This is a genomic window from Streptomyces nanshensis (assembly GCF_001751255.1).
Classification (GTDB): Bacteria; Actinomycetota; Actinomycetes; order Streptomycetales; family Streptomycetaceae; genus Streptomyces; species Streptomyces nanshensis_A.
Genome location: NZ_LJGW01000561.1, coordinates 1 through 1,592, shown reverse-complemented (window position 1 = coordinate 1,592; position 1,592 = coordinate 1). Strand labels below are relative to the sequence as shown.

Sequence of the window (1,592 nt, the reverse complement as noted above, 5' to 3'; positions counted from 1 at the left end):
GGCCGGCCGCGCGGGCCGTACCGGTGCCGGTGCGTCGGCGTCCCACCCCTGCGTACGTCACGGATACCCCGCGTACGACCGGTCTCAAGTGTCAGGCGGCGTCCGCGAGTTCGGCGAGGACCTGGGCGTGGCACGGCTCGGGGACGCACCAGCAGCCGAGCCTCCGCCCGCGCAGCGCGGGCAGCAGGGCGAGCAGGTCCGGGCGTCCCAGCAGACGGTCGCGGTACTTGCGCACGACCTCCTCGCGGGTGCCGTCACGGCCGGGACGGAAGGGGTTGGCCAGGGGGGATCCCGCGAGATGCCAGCCGCCGCGGTGCATCGGGCGGCCGACGTAGACCACGTCCGCGTAGTCCGGATCGTCGCGGTGGCCCTTGAGATTGACGACTTCGGTGCTGCCGCTCATGGCTGCTCCGTTCTCCTTCCGGTCGCCTGGCCGCTGCCAACTCCGTTCAGGGGCCGGCCAGTTCGGCCACTCCCGTGATGCGGTGCAGCGGATACGTACGTACCTCGTCCGCTGTGTGGTCGTAGGCCGTCACGAAGCCGCCCTCCACGCGTACCGGTGCGATCACACGCTGGCTGCCGGCGCCGTCGGCGTTGACGTAGCCGATCCACAGCGCGTCGCCCGACTCCACCGCCGAGCGCATCGTGGCGATCGTCTCCGCCGAGTCCGTACGGGGCAGGGTGCCGCCGGCGTCGGCCGGGGCCTTCGGCAGCTTGCCCGCCTGCCGTGCCGCACGGGAGGACCGGTGCTCCTTGTGCTCCGCCGTCGCCGCGTGGTCGCCCGCGCGGACGGCCCGTACGGCGGCGTTCAGCAGGGCGGCGTCCGGGACCGGCGGGCCGTCGGGCACCGGGTCGGGCGGGGTGCGCGGCGGGGTGCGGTGGGCGTCGGGACGGGCGATCAGCACATCGCCCTCGGCGGACTCGGCGGCCGGGGCGTAGCCCATCTCCCGCAGTTTCAGCAGCAGTTGGTCGGGCGGCAGCGCGGAGGCGAGCACCGTGGGCGCCAGCAGGCGCAGTTGGAGCGCCGCGGAGCGCTTGTCGGCCGTGATCTCGGTGAGCAGCGCGTCGTCGTCGCAGCGTACGTAGGAGGACGCGGCGCCCACCCGCATCCGGCCGTGGCGGCGGGCGACGTCGTCGACGAGGTAACTCAGCGGCTGCGGCACGGGAGTTCGCGAGTGCGCGGCGAGGAAGGCGTGGATGTCGCTCGCCGTGCGCCCGGCGTCCAGGCCGCGGCGTACGGAGGCGGGCGTGAAGCGGTAGACGGTCGCACCGCCCTTGGACTCGACGTCGGCGAGCACGCCGAGCATCGCGGCGAGCGGACGTACCAGCGGTCCCGGCGCGACCGCCGTCAGATCGGCCTGTAGCAAAATGTGGTCGACGGGTTCGGGGAGCAGCGGCGCGAGGCCGTCCGCGGCGCGCGACGCGGCCGCCTCCAACTCGCCCTCGGTGGGGCCGTCGTCCGTCCCGGCGAGCAGTTCCCGCGCGTACGAGGCGAGGGCGCCGCGGCCCGTCAGACCGAGCAACTCGGCCTCGTGCAGGGCCCATTCGGCGAGCTGGGTGCGCAGGTCGCCGGGGGCGGCGCCCGCGGCCGA

At 74.7% G+C, this 1,592-nt stretch carries 2 protein-coding genes; both read right to left on the bottom strand.

The window, feature by feature from the left end:
• Positions 1–91: 91 nt before the first annotated feature.
• Positions 92–403, bottom strand: coding sequence for a DUF4326 domain-containing protein (locus AN218_RS29735; protein WP_070020168.1), 312 nt, complete (start codon positions 401–403; stop codon positions 92–94).
• A gap of 46 nt (positions 404–449) precedes the next feature.
• The coding region (locus tag AN218_RS29730) for a helicase-associated domain-containing protein (RefSeq protein ID WP_171908847.1) at positions 450–1,592 on the bottom strand (1,143 nt) is incomplete at its 5' end.

Bases quoted from the DNA above. Each gene is read 5' to 3' on its own strand.
- AN218_RS29735 (WP_070020168.1), bottom strand. From the start codon at position 403: ATGAGCGGCAGCACCGAAGTCGTCAATCTCAAGGGCCACCGCGACGAT.